Annotated in this window: 17 protein-coding genes; 5 read left to right on the plus strand and 12 right to left on the minus strand. The window is 72.6% G+C overall.

Annotated elements, in window-relative coordinates; all coding sequences use genetic code 11:
* The first annotated feature begins 2 nt into the window (after positions 1–2).
* Complete coding sequence (locus tag Q4V64_RS07465; RefSeq protein WP_124444122.1) at positions 3–878, plus strand: SAM-dependent methyltransferase; 876 nt, start codon at positions 3–5, stop codon at positions 876–878.
* A gap of 59 nt (positions 879–937) precedes the next feature.
* Here Q4V64_RS07465 and Q4V64_RS07470 read toward each other — a convergent pair whose 3' ends face one another.
* The 9 genes from Q4V64_RS07470 to Q4V64_RS07510 all read right to left on the minus strand — a co-directional run bounded on the left by Q4V64_RS07470 (position 938) and on the right by Q4V64_RS07510 (position 10,333).
* Positions 938–2,182, minus strand: coding sequence for a condensation protein (locus Q4V64_RS07470; protein ID WP_124444121.1), 1,245 nt, complete (start codon positions 2,180–2,182; stop codon positions 938–940).
* Positions 2,183–2,744: 562 nt separating this feature from the next.
* On the minus strand, positions 2,745–4,067 hold the full coding sequence (locus Q4V64_RS07475; RefSeq protein WP_124444120.1) for an FAD-binding oxidoreductase: 1,323 nt from the start codon (positions 4,065–4,067) through the stop codon (positions 2,745–2,747).
* Complete coding sequence (locus Q4V64_RS07480; protein ID WP_253267331.1) at positions 4,064–4,735, minus strand: flavin reductase family protein; 672 nt, start codon at positions 4,733–4,735, stop codon at positions 4,064–4,066. The genes Q4V64_RS07475 and Q4V64_RS07480 overlap by 4 nt, the downstream gene beginning before the upstream one ends.
* A complete protein-coding gene (locus tag Q4V64_RS07485) occupies positions 4,707–5,174 on the minus strand; it encodes an SRPBCC family protein (RefSeq protein ID WP_124444119.1) in 468 nt (155 codons plus the stop codon). Before Q4V64_RS07485 ends, Q4V64_RS07480 begins: the two co-directional genes overlap by 29 nt.
* A gap of 36 nt (positions 5,175–5,210) precedes the next feature.
* Positions 5,211–6,494: an aminotransferase class III-fold pyridoxal phosphate-dependent enzyme gene (locus tag Q4V64_RS07490; RefSeq protein WP_124444118.1), complete on the minus strand. Its 1,284-nt coding sequence runs from the start codon at positions 6,492–6,494 to the stop codon at positions 5,211–5,213.
* Positions 6,491–7,591: an SDR family oxidoreductase gene (locus Q4V64_RS07495; RefSeq protein ID WP_124444117.1), complete on the minus strand. Its 1,101-nt coding sequence runs from the start codon at positions 7,589–7,591 to the stop codon at positions 6,491–6,493. The genes Q4V64_RS07490 and Q4V64_RS07495 overlap by 4 nt, the downstream gene beginning before the upstream one ends.
* Positions 7,592–7,705: 114 nt before the next feature.
* Positions 7,706–8,848, minus strand: a complete 1,143-nt coding sequence (locus Q4V64_RS07500) for an acyl-CoA dehydrogenase family protein (RefSeq protein ID WP_124444160.1) — start codon at positions 8,846–8,848, stop codon at positions 7,706–7,708.
* Between the two features lie 44 nt (positions 8,849–8,892).
* Positions 8,893–9,855 (minus strand): DUF2156 domain-containing protein, encoded by a 963-nt coding sequence (locus tag Q4V64_RS07505; RefSeq protein ID WP_124444116.1) that lies wholly within the window; start codon positions 9,853–9,855, stop codon positions 8,893–8,895.
* A complete protein-coding gene (locus Q4V64_RS07510; RefSeq protein WP_124444115.1) occupies positions 9,839–10,333 on the minus strand; it encodes a hypothetical protein in 495 nt (164 codons plus the stop codon). The genes Q4V64_RS07505 and Q4V64_RS07510 overlap by 17 nt, the downstream gene beginning before the upstream one ends.
* 280 nt (positions 10,334–10,613) lie before the next feature.
* Between Q4V64_RS07510 and Q4V64_RS07515 the strand changes: the two genes are divergently transcribed.
* The 3 genes from Q4V64_RS07515 to Q4V64_RS07525 all read left to right on the plus strand — a co-directional run bounded on the left by Q4V64_RS07515 (position 10,614) and on the right by Q4V64_RS07525 (position 15,642).
* Complete coding sequence (locus Q4V64_RS07515) at positions 10,614–12,188, plus strand: alkaline phosphatase D family protein (protein ID WP_124444114.1); 1,575 nt, start codon at positions 10,614–10,616, stop codon at positions 12,186–12,188.
* 120 nt (positions 12,189–12,308) lie between these two features.
* Entirely contained in the window at positions 12,309–13,760 is a 1,452-nt protein-coding gene (locus Q4V64_RS07520) for a GNAT family N-acetyltransferase (protein ID WP_124444113.1), read from the plus strand.
* 190 nt (positions 13,761–13,950) lie between these two features.
* A complete protein-coding gene (locus Q4V64_RS07525; RefSeq protein WP_124444112.1) occupies positions 13,951–15,642 on the plus strand; it encodes a DUF885 domain-containing protein in 1,692 nt (563 codons plus the stop codon).
* On the opposite strand, the gene Q4V64_RS07530 is transcribed toward Q4V64_RS07525, so the two are convergent.
* The 3 genes from Q4V64_RS07530 to Q4V64_RS07540 form a co-directional block, all read right to left on the minus strand.
* A complete protein-coding gene (locus Q4V64_RS07530; protein WP_124444111.1) occupies positions 15,643–16,488 on the minus strand; it encodes an SDR family oxidoreductase in 846 nt (281 codons plus the stop codon).
* A 110-nt stretch (positions 16,489–16,598) separates the two neighbouring features.
* Positions 16,599–17,114 (minus strand): immunity 21 family protein, encoded by a 516-nt coding sequence (locus Q4V64_RS07535; protein ID WP_124444110.1) that lies wholly within the window; start codon positions 17,112–17,114, stop codon positions 16,599–16,601.
* A gap of 44 nt (positions 17,115–17,158) precedes the next feature.
* Complete coding sequence (locus Q4V64_RS07540) at positions 17,159–17,632, minus strand: rhodanese-like domain-containing protein (protein WP_124444109.1); 474 nt, start codon at positions 17,630–17,632, stop codon at positions 17,159–17,161.
* 123 nt (positions 17,633–17,755) lie between these two features.
* Here Q4V64_RS07540 and Q4V64_RS07545 point away from each other — a divergent pair, with 123 nt between their 5' ends.
* Positions 17,756–18,202: an Lrp/AsnC family transcriptional regulator gene (locus Q4V64_RS07545; protein WP_124444108.1), complete on the plus strand. Its 447-nt coding sequence runs from the start codon at positions 17,756–17,758 to the stop codon at positions 18,200–18,202.

The raw sequence follows: 18,202 nt of genomic DNA on the forward strand, positions 1-18,202 counted from the left end.
CCATGCCCGACATCGCACGCCCGAAGTCACCACCCGCACCGGACAGCTCGCTGCCGGACGGCATGTCGCAGGTCGCGCTCTGGACGGCGGCCGCGCACGCCGCGGAGTGCCACCGGGACTCGCCCTACGTCCTCGACCCGTGGGCGGCCGACTTCCTCCACGCGGCCGGCTTCACGTCGGGCCCGCCGGGCGACGGCCCGCTGCAACGGCTGCTGCCCGACTGGGCGGTGGTGCGCACCCGCTTCTTCGACGAGCACCTCAGTGACGCGGCCCGCTCCGGCTGCCGCCAGGTCGTGCTGCTCGGCGCCGGGCTCGACACCCGTGCCTTCCGGCTGGAGTGGCCGACGGGGGTGCATGTCTTCGAGGTCGAGGATCCCGCCGTACTCGCCTTCAAGGACCACGTGCTGGACTGGAGCCCGCCCTCCTGCGGACGCCGTAGCGTCGTCGGCGTCGACCCGGCGACCGGTGCCTGGGGCGACGAACTGCTCGCCGCGGGATTCGACCCCCGGCGGCCCACCGCCTGGCTCTGCGAGACGCTCCTCTACCACCTCCAGCCGCACACGGTGGAGTCCGTCGTCGGCACGATGACCGAACTCTCCGCCCCGGGCAGCACCTTCGGCGCCGAGTGCGTGAACGCCGAGGCCGCTTCCTCGTCGTTCGTGGCGCCCTTCCTGGAGGCCCTGTCCGCGACCGGCATCGCCTGGCACTGGCAGCTCGCCGAGCCGCAACGCTGGTGGGCGGAGCACGGCTGGGACGCGCGGGTGGCCGACCTGTTCACCCTGCCGTACGTCGTCCAGCGTCTGTCCCCCTACCTGCCGCTGCTCACCGAGGCCGCCGCGAAGTGCGTGTTCCTGACCACGGGGACGCTGCGCGGCTGACCGTACGCAGAGGGGAGCCCCGGGCCGTACGGCTCGGGGCTCCCCTTTTGCTGGTGCGGCTACCCCCGCTCCAGTTCCAGCAGCGCTGCGAGCCACAGGTCGGGCAGTTCGTCGGCGGCCGTCAGGGCCTCGTCGTGGACCACGGTCAGGCAGGCCACGTCGTGCTGGCTCGTCAGTGTCGTCAGGCACCGGATCCCGGCCGCGGGGGCCGTGAAGACGACGGAGCGGCGGGCCGCGCTCCCCTGGTGGACGAGGGCCTGGCCGAAGTTCACGCCGCTGGCCGGGGCGGCGACGACCGCGCCGTTGACCATCCGCGTGCCCACCCGGGCTCCGATCGCCCGCGGAGTGGCGGCGAGCAGCAGGCTGAGGGCGTCGCGCTGCCGGCTCGCGCGCAGCCGGGCTGTGCTGGCCGCGACGCGGGCCAGGGCCGCCTGGGGTGACGCCTCGTCACACGGCAGCAGCACCCGGGCGACGACCATACGGTTGCCGGGCGCGCACTCCTCCCCCGGTGCCCGTACGGACATCGGAACCGCCACCGGCAGCGGCGGATGGAGCGAACCGGTGGCCTTCAGGTGCCAGGCGCGCACGGCGTGGGAGAGAGCGGCGAGGTAGACGTCGTTCACCGTCCCGCCGTGGGCGCGGCCGATCGCCCGCAACCTGGCCAACGGCGCGTCCGCATGGCATACGGCTGTCCTCCCGCTGCCGGGTACGTCGAAGGCCGGCTTGGCCGTCGGGGCGCGGAAGGAGGCCACCACGTCGGCTACGGCACCGGCCAGGCCCTGGGCGGTCGGCCGGGCGCGATGGTGCGGTGCGGGTCCTCCCGCGGGGTGGTCGTCGAGAAGGGCGCGGGCGGTGTGGGCGGCGCCGACGCCGTCCTGGAAGGTGTGGTCGGTGCGGTAGCACAGGGTGTGGTCGCCGGCCGGGCCGTGGACCAGCCACACGTCCCAGGGCGGCCGCTCGGCGGGGCTCATGGGCCGCGTCAGCATCAGCCGCCCGGCTCCCGAACCGTCGGCGTCGTCCTCGGACAGCCACGCCTCGTGCACGTGCTGCTCGACCGCGATCCGGTCGACAAGCAGGAACACCCTGCGGTCGGGCGCGATGCGGTAGCGCAACGACGGGATGCGGTGGGCACGTTCGGCCACGCGCGCGCGTACGGCGTCCAGGGTCGGCGCCGGGCCGCCGAACCGGAACGCGAACACGACCGGCAATGGCCTGCCGCGCATGGCCAGGTGATAGGCGACGTCCGGGGTTCCCATGGGCAGGGACGGCGGCAGGCTGCCGTCGGTGCCGAGGTGGGGGCGCATGGTGGAACCTTCCTGTCGGGTGTGAGGGATCGCGGCGGGGTGGGTCGATGGCGGGCTGGGCGATGAGGCGGCCTGGGCCATGCAGTCGGCCCGGGCGACGGGGCCGGGCTGGGCGACAGGACCGGGCTGAGCAACGGGCCAGGCTGACCAACGGGGCCAGAGCGGGCCGCGGGCCGAAGGGCCGACCGAGCCCAGGCAGCCGAGGCAGGCCGTGCGGAGCGGCCGGACGGGCGTGGGCAGCTGAGGCACACCGACCCCAACCCCCGACCGGCCCCAGACAGCCACGCCACACCGATCCGAACCACCCGACCGACTCCAGACAGCCACGCCACACCGACCCCAACCACCCAACCGACTCCAGACAGCCACGCCACACCGACCCCAACCACCCAACCGACTCCAGACAGCCACGCCACACCGACCCCAACCACCCAACCGACTCCAGACAGCCACGCCACACCGACCCCAACCACCCAACCGACTCCGGGCCGACGCGGACACGGGCCCGAGCCGGCGCACCGGCGCACCGGCGCACCGGCGCCCGAGCGGACCCCGTCGCCCGTCAGCACGAACGGCGCGTGGAGCGGCCGAGCGCCTCCACATACCCCCGGATCAGGCGGCGGGTCGGCCCCCGGACGGGCAGCCGTGGGGCGCTCGAACGGTGCCAGGGCAGTGGGTCCCCGGGTTCCGGCTCCCCCATCAGGGCTGCGGCGACGTACGCGCCGTGCGCCACGGACATCGCCAGGCCGTGCCCGCAGCAGCCGCCGATGTACCAGACGTCGGGGAAGCCGTGGACCGGCCCGACCACCGGCAGGTCGTCGAGCGTCATGCCGATACGGCCCGACCAGCGGTGGGTGACGCGTACGTCGGACAGGTCGGGGTGCAGGGAACGCAGCCAGCGGTCCAGCCAGGTCCAGGCCCGCTCGCGGAGGGCCTGGAGCCCGGGCGCGTCGAGTCCGGCGGGGGCGGTCACGGTTCCGCCGCCCGCCACCAGTCCCCCGTCCGGGAGCAGCCGGAAGTACGGCGCCATCGGTGCCGCGTCCACGACGGCGTACCCCGCGCGCCCGCCCAGGGCCTCGTACGCCGCCCGGCGGACGGGCGCGGTGGCCACGGCGTACACCTCCAGCGGCAGGATCGTGCCGACCGGCAGGCCCACCCCTTGCGCGGCGGAGTTGACGGCCAGTACCGCCTGCCCGGCGTAGAGCCTGCCGTGCGGGAAGACCAGTTCGGGTCCGACCAGGTCCCCGGTGTGTACGGCCCGCAGGGCGCTGTTCCCGTAGAAGCGCACGCCCTTGGCGGCGCAGGCGCGGGCGAGGGCGCCTGTCAGTGCGGCCGGGTCCAGGGTGGCCGCGGTGCGGTGGAGAAGCCCGGCCTTGTAGGGCACGCCGACCCGGGTGCGGACGGCGGCCCCGGACAGGACCGGCACGTCCAGGCCGAGCGCCCGGTAGGCCTTCGCCTGTCGGGACAGGGCCGTCAGGTGCGCGGTCGAGCGCGTCGCCATGATCTGCTCGCCGCGCCGCAGCCCGCAGCCCACGTCGAGGCCGGCGCACAGTTCGAGGACGCTTTCGACGGCCCGCACGCTCGCCAGGTGCATCCGGCGTGCGGTGCCCGGGCCGAAGCGGCGTACCGCGCGGTCGATGGGCGGGCCGGCCCGGGGGCCCAGCAGGCCGGTGCCCCGGCCGCTGGCCCCGGCGGCCGGCCGCTCGGCGTCGACCACGGCGATGTCGAGGCCGGGGGCGCGTTCCGCGAGGTGGTAGGCGCAGGCGAGGCCGGCGAGACCAGCTCCGACCACGGCCACGTCCGCGGTGACCACGCCGTGCAGCGGGGGCTGCGACGGCAACTCCGCCGGCTCCCAGGCGGGGGATCCGGCCGGTGACCGGGTCATCGGACGCCGTCCGGCGCAGGCGCCGGCACCGGCTCGGGCACAGGCGCGGACTCGGGCACAGGCACGGGCCCGGACTCGCGCACAGGCACAGGCCCGGACTCGCGCACAGGCACAGGCCCGGACTCGTCGAGAGTCCGGAACCGTCGGTCGTGCCACAGCAGCGGGCGCCCGCCGCCCACGTGTACGGCCGCCACCCGTCCGACGACGAGGTGGTGGTCGCCGTAGCGGCGTACGTCCTCCACCAGGCACACCGACCAGGCGAGCGCTCCGCCGAGCACCGGGACGCCGAGTACCTGCCGGGTGTCGGTACCGGCGAAGCGCTGGAGCGCGGTCGTCGTCGGGGACGCGAACCGGGCGGCCAGGCCGTGCTGTTCCTCCCGGAGCAGATGGACCGCGAAGACGCCGTGCGCGCGGACCGCGGTGAGCGTGCGGGAGCCGTCGCGCAGGCAGGCCAGGAGCAGCGGCGGCCGGGCCGACAGGGAGGTGACCGCGGAGACCGTCATGCCGAGCGGGCCGTCCGCGCCCCGGGCCGTCACGACGGTCACGCCGGCGGCCAGCTTGGCGTACAGCCCCAGGCAGCGGGCGGCTCCGGGGCCCGGCTCGTCGCCCAGGGGGTCCGCGGTCGGCGGGGACGTGGGCTCAGCCGCGAGCCGCGGCGGCGCACTCATCGATCACCTCCGCGCCCACCAGGCCGACGAGGATGCGGGCGATGTTGGTCCGCAGTGTGGACTCGGCCACCGGGTCGAGGATCTCCGCGAGGGTCGGGATGCCGAGGTCGAACGAGGCGGTGAAGACGATCAGCGTGCCGCCGTCGCGCGGTTCGCAGCGCCAGCTTCCCTCGAAGGTCTGGAAGTCGCCGCTGAGCTGCTCGAAGGTCAGGGAGAGCGTCTCCGGCGAGAACAGGTCGCGTTCCCGCCAGCGCATGAGCCCGCCCCGGAACGTCACGGTCCACTCCGACACCAGCGAGCCGTCGGCCAGCGGGTCGTCCACGCGGACCTCGCGCACGGTGTCGGTGAGTTCGGGATAGCGGCGGAAGTCGGTGATGCGTCGGTAGGCGTCGGCCGGTTCCAGGCCGCCGGCGAGCGCGTGCAGGACCACGTGGCGCATGGTTTTTGTTTCCTTTCCGGTTGCCGGACGGTGGTGTCAGCCGGTCATGCGAAGGGCTGTGGTGTGCAGGGCCTCGGCGAGCGTGATGAAGAACCGGTCGAGCGCCTCGTCGTCCACCACCGCGGGCGGGGTCAGCCGCAGCACCCGGGTGGAGTTGAGGGAGTGGTTGACGAGCACGTTCCGGGCGATGAGCTCCAGCAGCAGTTCGCCGACCGCCTGTTCCTCGGTGAATTCGATCCCGATCAGCAGCCCGCGGCCGCGCACGTCGTGGACCAGCACCTCCTGGTACGGCGCGCACACGGCCCGCACGCCGGCGAGGATGCGCGCGCCGAGCGTCGCCGCCCGCGCCACGGTGTCCTCCCGTTCCATCGTCTCGACGGTGGCGAGGGCGGCGGCGCAGGCGATCGGGGAGGCGCCGAAGGTGGAGGTGTGCAGGTAGGGGTCGCGGCTGAAGGGGGCGTACGCCTGCTCGGTGGCGGCCATCGCGGCGATCGGCACCACTCCCCCGCTGAGCCCCTTGCCCACCAGCAGGATGTCCGGGCGGACGCCTTCCGCGTCCACTCCCCACCAGGTGCCCAGCCGGCCCATCCCGGTCTGGATCTCGTCCACGACGAGCAGCGCGCCGAACTCCTCGCACAACGCGGCCACTTCACGGAGGTAGCCGGGCTCCGGGATGCGCACCCCGCCCTCGCCCTGGACCGGCTCGATGATGACGCAGGCCCGGTCGCGGCGGGCGGCCAGCGCCTGCTTCAGCCCGGCCGGGTCGCCGTAGTTGACCTGTGTGGTGTCGGGGAGCAAGGGCTGGAACGGCCGCTGGTAGGTGGCGTTGGCGGTGACGCTCAGCGCGCCCAGGGTCTTGCCGTGGAAGCCCTTGCGTGTGGTGATGACCGCGTTGCGTCCGTGGGCGCGGGCGAGTTTCAGGGCGGCTTCGGTCGCCTCGGCGCCGGAGTTGACGAAGTGGACGTAGTCGAGGCCCGGTGGGGTGTGCGCGGCGAGCGCCTGGGCGGCTCGGGCGGCGACCGGTTCGAGGAAGACGCGGCTGGCGAGCGGATGGGTGTCGATCTGGCGGTGCACGGCCTCGACGACGGCCGGGTGCCGGTGGCCGAGGAGGAAGACGCCGTAGCCGCCGAAGTCGAGGAAGCGGCGGCCGTCGTCGGTGTGGATCCAGGGTCCCTCGGAGCGCACTTCGGCCATGCCGCCCATGACCCGGCCCATGACCGCTCGGCCGGAGCCGATGTGCTTCAGGTACAGCTCGACGAGTTCCGTGCCGCCGGGCAGGGGTGCGGCCAGGTTGACGGGTGCGGGGGGCGAGATCGTCATGAGGCCAGCTCCTTCGGGGTCGTGGCGGCGGGCCGGGCCGCGCGGTGTCGCCTGAGCAGTCCGGCCCGGCCTTCGGCCCAGCTCTCCAGGTTCCGTACGAGGGCGGCGCGGATGTCGGTGTGGGTCAGGGGCGGGCCGCAGTCGGGGTCGCCGAGGGAGGAGGCGAAGGGCAGCTCGCGCTGGAAGACCAGGAGCAGTTCCGCGTAGTGCTGGAGGCGCTGGCGTACCGAGGCGGGCATCGAGGTGCCCTCCAGCATGGGCAGCAGCAGCCGGTGCACCGCTTCGACCGGGATGAGCCGGGGCCGGTGCGGTTCGGGCAGGCCGTGGCGGACGGCGAACTCCGCGCAGGTGTCGGAGATCTCCCGCAGCAGCGGCGCCTCCTTGCCTGCGGTCAGCCAGTATTCGCCGTCGCGCACGCCGCCCCGGATCAGGTCGCCGACGGCGCGGGTGACGAAGTCCTGCGGGACCATGTCGATCCGGGCCTCGGGGGCGCCGGGCAGCACCGGCACCTGCCCGAGCACCATCGAGCCGAGCGTCTTGGTCAGGCCCTGCTGTCCGGCGATCCGCCCGGTGACGGAGTCGCCCATCACGACGGAGGGGCGCACGAGGGCGCCGGGCAGGCCGGCCTCGCGCACCATCTGTTCGGCCGCGGTCTTGGAGGCGAGGTAGGCGGCGGCGCCCGGGAAGCGCCGCTTGTCCTCGGCGGCCGGGATGCTCGCCACGAACGCGGTGCTCACCAGGTAGAGGGGTGCGTCGGCCCGGGCTGCCAGGTCGAGCATGACCCGGGTGCCGGAGGTGTTGGTCCGCACGATGTCCTCGGGCGGGGTGCGCCAGTTGGTCTCGGCGGCCGAGTGCAGTACGACGTCCACCTCGTCGGCGAGTCGCTGCCAGGCCTCTGGAGCCAGGCCCAGGCGGGGCGAGAGGAGGTCGCCCTGGAGCTCGCGCACCCGGGGGTCGCTCAGGGGCCTGTTCCGGCGCAGGCAGACCAGGTCGAAGTCGGGTGACAGCTCGTCGATCAGGGCCCGCCCGAGCACCCCGGAGCCGCCGGTGAGCAGCAGGGTGGGGCGATCGGTGGGACTCGGGATGTGTGGCGGCATGGGTGTGTTCCCCCAACGGGACTCGGCTGCCGGGATATCAGTGGGCGTACAACAGCTGGGCTTCGGTCGGCCTACGGTGCCTCGGGACTCGGCTGCCGTACGACGACCGGGCTGTCAGGCGATGGTCAGTGGCTGGTCGGCGAGGTAGCCGGAGAGCGGGCCGGTCATCCGCGGCCGGGACGGCGGGTGCAGGGAGAGGCCGTTGGCGCAGGCGGCCAGGTGGCCGACCTCGTCGGACGTCATGAAGTTGAGCCCGCCGAGGAGTTCGACCGCGCGCGGGACGACCCGGGCGAGGGTGTCCTGGACGCCGTAGCGCGTGCAGAGCGACTGGACGAGCGCGGACTCGCCGAGGTCGCCTGCGTCCACGCGGCGGGCGATGCCCTCGGCGGCGGCCATGGCGGCCTCGGTGTCGACGTACAGCCGTACGCGCTCGTGCTCGGGGATCCGGTCGTTGAGCAGCACGCGTTCCACCAGGGCGCTCGCGGCACCGAGGTAGCTGCCCGTCATCAGCAGCTGGAACCAGATCAGCCCGGCCGTCTGGAGCTCGTCGAGGCTGTGCCCGGCGGGGGCGGCGGTGCGCAGCAGGAGTTCCGGCGGTACCAGGACGTCGGTGAGGGTGACCTGTTCGCTCTCCGCTCCGGCGAGGAAGGCGCTGGACCAGAAGCCGCTGACGCTCAGGCCCTCGCTCTCGGCGGGCACCAGCGCCACCGCGAGCTCGTCGCCCTGCCCGTCCTCGCGGGGGATCATCACGCTGGCGGTGAGCACGTCCATGGAGCGGGCCAGGCTGCACGGGCGTTTGACGCCGTTGAGCCGTACGCCGTCCTCGGTGACCGTGGCGGTCATCGACGGCTCCAGGATGCCGGCGCCGCTGCGGCCCTCCGCGAAGCCGGAGGCGATGACGCGGTTGGTGGAGGCCACGCCCTCGATCAGCATCCATTCCAGGCCGTCGGCCTGGCCGCCGAGGTGGCCGAGGCCGACCAGGGTGGCCATGGAGAAGTGGTGCATGGTGGTCGCCACGGCCAGGGACGGCGAGCGGCTGCCGATGGCCCGCTGCACGCGCAGCGCGTCCAGCGCGCTCGCTCCCCGGCCCTGGTGGGATTCGGGCACCAGGAGCCCCGGCCCGCCGCTGTCCCGGAACAGCCGGATGCCGGGGCTGCCGGGCCGCTCCAGCTCCATCAGCGGGGTTTCCCGGAGGGCCGGGTCGAGGTCCGGCAGCAGCTTGGCCAGCGTGGTGCGTTCACGTTCGAGGAATCTCATGGACGTGCGGTCCTCCAGGGTGCGATGGGGTACGCGCTGGTCGGTCATACGGCGTTGGTGGCGCGCAGCAGCCGCCATACGGCGCCGATGCGGGGCCTGCCGAGGAAGGCGATGTACTCCGGGAGGACCGCGTGCGGGGCCCATTTCTCCTTGTATTCGAGCTGGGAGGCCGCGGGGTAGATCGCCTGGCCGCGGTCCGCCAGCAGCCGGGCGAACCGGGTGAACGTGCGGCTGGCGTCCGGCAGTTCGTGTTGGTCGTCGAGCCCGGTGAAGGGGGTGAACCCGAAGTGCAGCCAGTCGGCGCCGTCGGCGACGAACCGTTCCATGGCGGTGGCGTTGAGCGCCTCCATCACCCCGGGCGGGGCGTCGGGCAGCCGCCGGCTCAGGTCGTGCAGCCAGCCGGGGCGGCTGCCGTAGACCGGCGAGTAGGTGATGTAGCCGACGGCCGTGCCGTCGATGCGGCCGACGAACAGCCGTCGGTGGCGTTGCAGCGGCCCGGTCCGCTGGCCGACGAGGAAGCGGAGCTCCTTGACGTGCCGGCCCTTGTCCCGCAGCCAGGTGTCGTCGAGCCGGTCCAGCTCGGAGCAGTCGTCGTCGTGCTGGACCTCGGCCACCTCCAGACCCGCCCGCCGGGCCCTCGAGATCTTGTTCCGCAGCCGTACGAAGCGGGAGCCGCGCAGGGTGAACCGGGACAGGTCGACGGCGTACGAGGCTCCGATCTGGTTGACCGTGAAGCCGTGCGCGGCGTACAACTCGGCGTCCGCGCGCTGGAGTTGCACGGCGACCAGGCGGGGTCCGGTCTCCTTCACGAAGGAGTCCAGCAGACGCGCCCGGTGTTCGGGGGCGGTGAAGGGCCCGCCGAACTGGAAGACGTAACGTCCTGATCGGCGATAGGCGCAGGCACCGTCGAACCGGTCGTCGCGGAAGTATTCGTTGCCGCTGTTCAGTGCGAGAAATGAGCTGGGGTTGTCGCTGTGCTCGGCGAGCGTGTCAAGCACGGACGGCATGCGTGCCCTCCAGGGAAGTCTGTGGTCCGTCGGCGGTCCTGGAGCGATATTTCTGCTCGAACTCCCGGTAGGCCGGGTTCGTTTCCGGTTCGAAGGTGACTCCGAAGGGTTTCAGGGAATTCCCGAAGAGCGCCCGGTCGCCCATGAGATGGATGGGAAGGGCGAGCAGGGCCCATTCCGGCTCGACGAACAGCGCCCACGCCCCGGCCAGCACACCGGCCGTGATCAGGCTGTGCATCACGTTGTAGGCCACGTAGTAGCCGCGTGCGACGCGCCGGTCGGGGCTGCGCCGGAAGGCGAGCGCCCCGGGAAGGTAGCCGATGACATCGATCACCGCGAAGAACGCGACGAAGACGCCCCACCGAATCTCGGAAAGATGCTGGAAGGCGAGCACGAGCGAAACGACCAGAATGGCCAGCCATTCGAGTCGGACGAGCACGAAGGTGGTTTGCGTCTCGAATCGGTTCTTGGCGTCCACGGGCGCTCCAGGATTGCGCGTACGATGCCGGGGCCCGGCGTCGGCCTGCCCCCTCGCTGCGGCCTTTCACTCCTGATTACGCGCCAGCGGGTGCGACCCCTCGTAAATGCGGGCGCACCCGGGCTCCCGCTCACCGCGGGCGGTTGCGCGGCTCGCGCCTCGCACACCGGTTCCCCCGCACCCGCGGTCAGTTGTTCACTTGTGGTTTGCGTGTGCGCTGCGGCGCACCAGTAGTTGTGGCACTGCACACTGGCCGGATCCCGTCCCTGGAGGCGCATCCATGTCACACCGTCCGTTCCCCGGTCGCCGCAGCGTCCTGCGCGGCTCGCTCGCCGCGTCGGCGGCCCTGACCCTGCCGTCCGCCCTCGGCGCGGCGCCGGCCTTCGCCCTGTCGGGTCGACCCGAGGCGGGCTGGGGCGTGCAGACGGGAGACGTGACCTGCGACTCCGGGCTGGTCTGGGCGCGGTCCGACCGGCCGGCCAGGATGATCGTCGAGACGTCCGCGACCGAGTCGTTCCGCAACCCGCGCAGATGGCACGGCCCCCTGCTCGGCAAGGGCACGGACTTCACCGGCACCACCCAGCTGCGCGGGCTGCCGTCGGGCGAGCGGATCCACTACCGCGTGCTGCTGGCCGACCCGGACGACCCGCGCCGTACCGGCGAGCCGGTGAGCGGCACCTTCCGTACGGCGTCCGCCCGGCGGCGCGACGGCGTGCGGTTCGTCTGGTCCGGCGACCTGGCCGGGCAGGGCTGGGGCATCAACCCGGAGTTCGGCGGCTACCGGATCTACGACGCGATGGCCGCGCTCGACCCGGACTTCTTCATCTGCAGCGGTGACAACATCTACGCCGACGGCCCGATCAGTGAGACCGTGGCCCTGCCCGACGGGCGGACCTGGCGGAACATCACCACAGAGGAGAAGGCGAAGGTCGCCGAGACGCTGGCGGAGTTCCGCGGCAACTTCCGCTACAACCTGCTGGACGAGAACCTGCGCGCCTTCAACGCCCAGGTCCCCTCCATCGTCCAGTGGGACGACCACGAGGTCACCAACAACTGGTTCCCGGGCGAGATCCTCGCCGACAGCCGGTACACCGAGAAGAACGTCGACGTGCTGGCCGCCCGCGCCCGGCAGGCGTTCTCCGAGTACTTCCCGATCTCGACACTGCGCCGCCCCGACGGCCGGGTCTACCGGGTGCAGAATTACGGCCCGCTCCTCGACGTCTTCGTCCTGGACATGCGCACCTACCGCAACGCGAACTCGCCGGACGACCAGACCACCGACCCGCAGGGCATCCTCGGCCGGGAGCAGCTGGAGTGGCTCAAGCGCGAGCTGGCCCGCTCCCGTGCGGTGTGGAAGGTGATCGCCTCCGACATGCCGCTCGGCCTGGTCGTCCCGGACACCGGGGACGGCAAGCCGAACATCGAGGCGGTCGCGCAGGGCGACCCCGGCGCGCCGCTCGGCCGTGAGCTCCAGATCGCCGAGCTGCTGCGGTTCGTCAAGCACCGGCGGATCACCGGCACGGTGTGGCTGACGGCCGACGTCCACTACACCTCGGCCCAGCACTACGACCCGTCGCGGGCCGCGTTCAAGGACTTCGCGCCGTTCTGGGAGTTCGTCTCCGGGCCGCTCAACGCGGGCGCCTTCCCGGCGAACGCGCTGGACGGCACCTTCGGCCCTGACCGCGTCTTCGTCAAGGCGCCCACCACGGCCAACGTCTCACCCGCCGGCGGCTACCAGTTCTTCGGCGAGGTCGACATCGACGGCGACAGCGGGGAGCTGACGGTGCGGCTGCGCGAGCAGGACGGCACGGTGCTCTTCACTCAGGTGCTGCAACCGGGCCGTGTCGGTCAGTAGTCGCACTCAACTGTCACACCCGTAATCATTAAAAGAACAACAAAAGGCACAGAACCACACTTTACCGCTCAGTCACAAAGCGTTCGTGATCACGCAACACCTTTCCTTCACAGTGGCTGCATGACTCGAAAAGTGTCTGATGTGACGCGTACCAAAAACGGTCGCCCCGTCCACCACTGGCGGCGCGACGTGGTCGAACTCGCCGCCCTCTTCACAGCGGTCGCCGTGGCGGACTCCGTGGCGAACCTGGTCGGGCACGGCCCCGACGGCCCGGCGCTGCTGGTGATCTCCGCGGTCGCGCTGATCGCCACGGCCGGGTTCCACACGTGGTGGTCACGCCGCCACGGTCACGCCCCGCCGACGGGTGATACCGGTGCCCGGCCGCTGCCGACCGTGCAGCAGGCCGGGCCGTCCGACCAGCCCGCGGTGACGGCGGATCCGGTGTCCGGGGAGAGCACGCTGTGGCGGATGCGGACCACGGTGAAGGACGAGCCGGGCTCACTCGCCGCCCTGTGCGTGGCCCTCGCCGGACACCGGGTCGACATCCTCAGCCTGCAGACCCATCCGCTGGCCGACGGCACGGTGGACGAGTTCCTGCTGCGCGCTCCTTCCGAGCTCGCGGCCACGGACGTCACCCGTGCGGTCGCGCTGGCCGGCGGAGCCGACACCTGGATCGAACGGGCGGACGCCCACGATCTGGTGGACGCGCCGACCCGGGTCCTGGGCCTCGCCGCCCGCACCGCGCTGGACGCGGCGGAACTGCCGCTGGCGCTGCGGCAGTTGCTGGGCCGGTGCACGATCCGTTCGCTGCCCGCCGCGCCTGCCGGTGGCGGCCGGGGACCGGACGCCGTGCCGGTCGAAGGGGTGCTGGAGGACACCGTGATGCGGCTGCGGGCGCCGGAGGGCGGAGTGATCACCGTCGAGCGGCCGTATCTGCCGTTCACGCCGACGGAGTTCGCCCGGGCGCGGGCGCTGGTGGAGCTGGACGCACGGCTCGGTCCGCGGGTGCCGCGCGCCCAGGACGTGCTGACGCTGCCCGAGGGCAAGGACATCACCGTACGCCGGGCCGACACGGGCGACCTTCAGGCCGCGAAGGAGATGCACGAGCGGTGCTCGGCGCGGACCCTCGGCATGCGCTACCACGGCCCCGTCGGTGACGCCGACCGCTACCTCGGCCATCTGCTGAGCCCGCGCTTCGGCCGGACGCTCGCCGTGCACACCGCCTCCGGGCGCATCGTCGGACTCGGTCATCTACTGTGGGACGGGGACGAGACGGAGGTCGCGCTGCTCGTCGAGGACGCCTGGCAGCGGCGCGGCATCGGCGGCGAACTCCTCGGCCGGCTGGTGGCGATGGCGGTCGAGGCCGGCTGCGCGAGCGTGTACGCCGTGACGCAGTCGTCCAACACCGGCATGGTCGCCGCGATGCGCGGCCTCGGCCTCCCCCTCGACTACCAGATCGAGGAGGGAACCCTGGTCATCACGGCGCGGCTGGATGCGGCCTCGGTCGCCTCGGGATCGCCTTACGAGGGGCCTCAGGAGCGCGAGTTCGAGGAGCGGATCGTCCAGGACTAGGGCCTGTCCGGCGGATCAGGTCGCAGGACAGCCCCTAAAGGCCGACGCAACCCGGAAGCGGAAACGGCCCGGCGGGCTTCGCCGGGCCGTTGATCTTCCTGCAGCGGGACTGCGGACCCCTGCTGCCCTCGGATACGCCCTCGGCGCAATCCGGGTGACGTGCGGCGACCCCCGTATGAGGATGGTCCGCATGTCTGAGACCAAGAGCCCGCTGCCCCGCGAGGTCGCCGACACGTACGTCGACGATCTCATCGCCCTCGACCCGGTCACCGGTACCTATCTCGGCGTGCCGGAGAGTTCGAGCCGCCTGCCCGATCTCTCGCCCGCGGGCCAGGAGGCGCTCGCGGAACTCCAGCGGACCACGCTCGCGCGGCTCGACGAGGCCGAGCGGCAGCCCGGCGCGGACAGTGACATCGAGCGCCGGTGCGCGCGCCTGCTGCGCGAGCGGCTCACCGCGGAGCTCGCCGTGCACGAGGCCGACGAGGGCCTGCGCACGGTCGGTAACATGGCCACGCCCGCGCACTCGGTGCGCGATATCTTCACCGTCACGCCGACGGAGTCGGACGAGGACTGGGCGCGGATCGCCGAGCGGCTGCGCGCGGTGCCGGCCGCGCTGGCGGGCTACCGCGAGTCCCTCGCGCTCGGTCTGGAACGCAAGCTGTACGCGGCCCCGCGCCCGACGGCCACCTTCGTCGAGCAGCTGACCGAGTGGGCGGACACGGACGGCAAGGGACGCGGCTGGTTCGAGGACTTCGCGTCGGCCGGCCCCGAGGCGCTGCGCACGGAGCTGGACGAGGCCGCCCGCGCCGCGACGGCGGCGGTCGCCGGGCTGCGGGACTGGATGCGGGAGGTGTACGCGCCGGCGATCGAGGGCGCCCCGAACACGGTGGGCCGTGAGCGCTACGCCCGCTGGGCGCGCTACTTCAACGGCACGGACCTCGACCTGGACGAGGCGTACGCGTACGGCTGGTCCGAGTACCACCGGCTGCTCGGCGAGATGAAGCAGGAGGCCGAGAAGATCCTGCCCGGCGCTCAGACGCCGTGGGTGGCGCTCGCGCACCTCGACGAGCACGGCAAGCACATCGAGGGCGTCGACGAGGTCCGCGACTGGCTGCAGGGCCTGATGGACCAGGCGATCGACACCCTCGACGGCACGCACTTCGAACTCGCCGAGCGGGTACGGCGGGTGGAGTCGCGCATCGCCCCGCCCGGCGGCGCGGCGGCCCCGTACTACACGCCCCCGTCGGAGGACTTCTCGCGCCCGGGCCGCACCTGGCTGCCGACGATGGGCCAGACCCGTTTCCCGGTCTACGACCTCGTCTCGACCTGGTACCACGAGGGCGTCCCCGGTCATCATCTCCAGCTCGCGCAGTGGGTGCACGTCGCCGGGAGCCTCTCCCGCTACCAGGCCTCCGTCGGCATGGTCAGCGCCAACGCGGAGGGCTGGGCGCTGTACGCGGAGCGCCTGATGGACGAGCTGGGCTTCCTCACGGACGCGGAACAGCGGCTCGGCTACCTGGACGCGCAGATGATGCGGGCCGCCCGGGTCATCGTCGACATCGGCATGCACCTGGAGCTGGAGATCCCGGCGGATTCCCCCTTCCACCCGGGCGAGCGCTGGACGCCGGAGCTGGCCCAGGAGTTCTTCGGCGCGCACAGCAGCCGCCCGGCGGACTTCGTGGAGAGCGAGCTGACCCGCTACCTGACGATTCCCGGCCAGGCGATCGGCTACAAGCTCGGCGAGCGAGCCTGGCTGCTGGGCCGCGAGAACGCGCGCAAGCGGCATGGTGACGCCTTCGACCTCAAGGCCTGGCACATGGCGGCCCTGTCGCAGGGCTCGCTGGGCCTGGACGGTCTGGTGGACGAGCTGTCGGCGCTGTGATCAGCGCTGGAAGCCGCCCTCGGAGTTGATCACCTGACCGGTGACCCAGTCCGCCTCGTCCGTCGCCAGCCAGGCGAGGAGGCGGGCCGGGTCGTCGGGCATGCCCCAGCGGCCGGCGGGGAACATCGCGGCGACGGTGTCGTACGCCTCACCGCTCATGTAATCCGTGTCCACCGGGCCGGGGTTGACCGTGTTCACGGTGACCGCGTGCTCGGCGAGCGTGTTCGACAGGGAGCGGGTGATCGAGGCGAGGGCGCCCTTCTGGAGGGCGTACGCCATCTCGCCGGGCATGCCGCCCGCGATGTCCTGTCCGGAGGTCATCATCATCACGCGGCCGCCGGGTGTCCGTGGCGGCAGTCCGGCCCGCAGCCGCGCGTACGCCTGCACGAGCAGCAGCACCGAGCGGGTGTCGATCGCCCAGTGCGCGTCGAGCATCGCGGCGTCGATGGTGTCGAGGGTGCCGTCGGAGCCGCTGAGGGCGTGGTTGGCGACGAGGATGTCGAGCCGTCCGCCGAGCGCCGAAGCGGCGGTGGCGATCAGCTCCGCGGGTACGGCCGGATCGGACAGGTCACCGGGGCCCGTCACGACCCGGGCGTCCGGGTCGCCGAGCGCGGCGCGCACGGAGGCGGCGACCTCCTCGGGCCGGTCGGCGCCCCAGGGCATCCGCTCGTCGTGCGGGACGTGGTGGTGCAGATAGACGCTCGCCCCGTACGCGGCGAGCCGCCGGGCCACCGCGTGCCCGATGCCGGCTCTTCTGCTCGCCCCGGTCACCAGGGCGGTCCTGCCGCGCAGGGGCAGGGGGTCGCGGCGCAGCTCTTCGGGGGTGGGGTGCGGGAGTAGGGGCATGCGGATCATGATGGGCGGAGGCCGGGTTGTCACGCACGTGGATTTTCAGCCGCGGGGTCTAGGCCCTGTCGTCAAATTCCCGCCTGCCGCGCGACGCCAGGCCCTAGCGGTCAGTTCGGCAGCCGCCGTAGCTGTACGAGGCCGAGCCAGGTCTCCGGTCCAGGTTGCACATGGGCCGCGCGGACGGCGTACCGGCCGGGATCCAGGGCGACTCTGACGTGATCGGTGCGCGTGGAGTCCGTTCCGGGCCACGCCGCGTCGAACAGCAGCACCGCGCCGGGCACGTCCCAGCGCACCTCCGGCTCCCACGTCGCCGCGTCGAGCGCCGTCGGCACCTCCGCGAGCAGCGCGGCCTCGGAGTCGGCCGCGGACCACCGTACGAAGGTTCCGTGGTCCGGCAGATACGTGGTGGAGGCGGGCTCGTCGCCGAACACCAGCGCGGCACTGTCGCCGACGGGCAACAGCCCGATGAACCCGTCCACTTCGCACGCCCGGTCGTAGTCCGACGCCGTCTCGTCCCCGTCGGCTCCGGCCCAGAACGGCAGGACCGTCTCCGGGACCGCTATGAGGGGCCCGCCGCCCGACTCCACCCACTTCACCGCGCCCGCCTCCGCGTATCGCTCCATGCGCCAGAACCTACACGCATGCAAACCCCGCCGGGACCCTGCGGTCAGCAGCCGCAGTCCGCCGCGTCCACCGGAGCGGTCAGCCGGTCGGCGGCCCGGCGTTCGCGGCCCTCCCAGGTCTCGAACTCGAAGCCCTCGCGCGCCCAGTACTCGAAGCCGCCGAGCATCTCCTTGACCTGGTAGCCGAGTTCGGCGAGGGCGAGGGCGGCACGCGTGGCGCCGTTGCAGCCGGGACCCCAGCAATACGTCACGACCGGCACGGACTTGTCGAGGAGTTGCTCGGCCTGCTCGGGGATGAGCGCGGTGGGCAGGTGGATCGCACCCGGGATGTGGCCCTGGTTCCAGGACTCGGTGGAGCGGGAGTCGAGGACGACGAAGCCGGGGTCCCCCTCGGCGGCGAGCGCGGCGGCCACGTCGGACACGTCCGCGTGGAAGGCGAGGCTCGCGCGGAAGTAGGCGGCGGCCGCGGCCGGGGCGGCGGGAGCGACGCGCAGCACGGGATGGACGGTGGTGGTCATGTTCTGGCCCCTCCCTGGGGGTTGTCGACAACCAGAAATCTACGGTCGCCGACCCACACCTTGAAGTGGCATTCCCCGGCGAACCCCTTGCTCGGCCGGTGTTTTCCCTGCTATTCCTCGGTCATGACCGTGTATTCCCCGGACGCCACCGACTGGCGCATCCTCGACGTCCTCCAGCGGGAGGGCCGGGCCAGCTTCGCGGAGCTCGCCCGGGCCGTGTCCATGTCCGCGAGCGCGGTCACCGAGCGGGTGCGGCGGCTGGAGGAGGCGGGGGTCATCCAGGGGTACGCGGCGGTCGTGGACCCCGAGCGGCTCGGCCTGCCGATCCTGGCGTTCGTCCGCCTCCGCTACCCCAACGGCAACTACAAGCCCTTCCACGATCTCGTCGCGGTGACCCCGGAGATCCTCGAGGCCCACCATGTGACCGGCGACGACTGCTTCGTGATCAAGGTCGCGGTGCGCTCGATGCGGCACCTGGAGGAGGTGTCGGGCAAGATCGGCACGCTGGGCTCGATCACCACCAGCGTCGTCTACTCCTCACCGCTGCCCCGGCGTCCGCTGGGCCACTGA

Source organism: Streptomyces sp. NL15-2K (assembly GCF_030551255.1).
In the GTDB taxonomy this organism is placed as follows: Bacteria; Actinomycetota; Actinomycetes; order Streptomycetales; family Streptomycetaceae; genus Streptomyces.

Bases quoted from the DNA above. Each gene is read 5' to 3' on its own strand.
- Q4V64_RS07490 (WP_124444118.1), bottom strand. From the start codon at position 6,494: ATGACGATCTCGCCCCCCGCACCCGTCAACCTGGCCGCACCCCTGCCC.
- Q4V64_RS07475 (WP_124444120.1), bottom strand. From the start codon at position 4,067: ATGACCCGGTCACCGGCCGGATCCCCCGCCTGGGAGCCGGCGGAGTTG.
- Q4V64_RS07465 (WP_124444122.1), top strand. From the start codon at position 3: ATGCCCGACATCGCACGCCCGAAGTCACCACCCGCACCGGACAGCTCG.
- Q4V64_RS07525 (WP_124444112.1), top strand. From the start codon at position 13,951: ATGTCTGAGACCAAGAGCCCGCTGCCCCGCGAGGTCGCCGACACGTAC.
- Q4V64_RS07535 (WP_124444110.1), bottom strand. From the start codon at position 17,114: ATGGAGCGATACGCGGAGGCGGGCGCGGTGAAGTGGGTGGAGTCGGGC.
- Q4V64_RS07505 (WP_124444116.1), bottom strand. From the start codon at position 9,855: ATGCCGTCCGTGCTTGACACGCTCGCCGAGCACAGCGACAACCCCAGC.
- Q4V64_RS07500 (WP_124444160.1), bottom strand. From the start codon at position 8,848: ATGAGATTCCTCGAACGTGAACGCACCACGCTGGCCAAGCTGCTGCCG.
- Q4V64_RS07470 (WP_124444121.1), bottom strand. From the start codon at position 2,182: ATGCGCCCCCACCTCGGCACCGACGGCAGCCTGCCGCCGTCCCTGCCC.
- Q4V64_RS07520 (WP_124444113.1), top strand. From the start codon at position 12,309: ATGACTCGAAAAGTGTCTGATGTGACGCGTACCAAAAACGGTCGCCCC.
- Q4V64_RS07540 (WP_124444109.1), bottom strand. From the start codon at position 17,632: ATGACCACCACCGTCCATCCCGTGCTGCGCGTCGCTCCCGCCGCCCCG.
- Q4V64_RS07495 (WP_124444117.1), bottom strand. From the start codon at position 7,591: ATGCCGCCACACATCCCGAGTCCCACCGATCGCCCCACCCTGCTGCTC.
- Q4V64_RS07530 (WP_124444111.1), bottom strand. From the start codon at position 16,488: ATGCCCCTACTCCCGCACCCCACCCCCGAAGAGCTGCGCCGCGACCCC.
- Q4V64_RS07515 (WP_124444114.1), top strand. From the start codon at position 10,614: ATGTCACACCGTCCGTTCCCCGGTCGCCGCAGCGTCCTGCGCGGCTCG.
- Q4V64_RS07485 (WP_124444119.1), bottom strand. From the start codon at position 5,174: ATGCGCCACGTGGTCCTGCACGCGCTCGCCGGCGGCCTGGAACCGGCC.
- Q4V64_RS07545 (WP_124444108.1), top strand. From the start codon at position 17,756: ATGACCGTGTATTCCCCGGACGCCACCGACTGGCGCATCCTCGACGTC.
- Q4V64_RS07480 (WP_253267331.1), bottom strand. From the start codon at position 4,735: ATGAGTGCGCCGCCGCGGCTCGCGGCTGAGCCCACGTCCCCGCCGACC.